Below are 750 nucleotides of genomic sequence, written 5' to 3' on the forward strand. Positions count from 1 at the left end.
AGGGCGATTGCCTGCCGTTGCCCACCGGAAAGCCCCTCACCGCGTTCAGCGAGTTGAAGGTCATAGCCCGAAGGATGGCTGTTCACGAATTCTTCGACACCGGCAATACGGCCGGCTTCGACGATGTCGCAATCTCTGGGCCGGACTGCGCCACTTGCGATATTGTCCCTGACAGACCCCGAAAAAAGCCAGACATCCTGCAGAACGGATCCGATATTGCGTCGCAAGTCACCCGGGTCGATCTGACGTATGTCTAATCCATCAATCATGACCGAGCCCACTCGCGGCGTGTAAAGCCCCAATAGCAGGCGCGCAATCGTGCTTTTCCCGCACCCGATTTGACCGAGAATTGCGACTTTCTCGCCAGGCTTGATTGTGAATGAGACACCATGCAGGGTATCTTCGCTTTGGTCAGAATACGAGAAATGCACGTTATTGAAGGCAATTGCCCCTTTGAAATCAGATCGGGTCAGCCATGTGCGCCCTTCCGGGCGTTCGCTTTCTGCATGCATTAGCGCATTGAGGTTGCGATAGGCGCACCTGGCCTGATTTACGCGGGTCAAAGTCTGCGCCAGTTGACCCAGAGGGGCCAACGCCCGACCAGTCAACATTACCGAAGCCACCAGCGCACCCATGCTGGCTTGCCCGTTTGTAATCAGAAAAACACCAAGAAATACGACAAGCACTTGTGCGGCCTGTTGGGTGAATCCGGTCAGGTTCAGGGCAAATTGCGTGACAGTTCGGCTTCGT

At 55.5% G+C, this 750-nt stretch carries 1 protein-coding gene; it reads right to left on the bottom strand.

Going from position 1 to position 750, the window contains the following annotated elements:
- Positions 1-750, bottom strand: a 750-nt coding sequence (locus ACR0IP_RS23265; protein WP_480528175.1) for an ATP-binding cassette domain-containing protein, incomplete at both ends; no start/stop codon positions are given.

This window comes from Ruegeria sp. AL11, assembly GCF_056540865.1.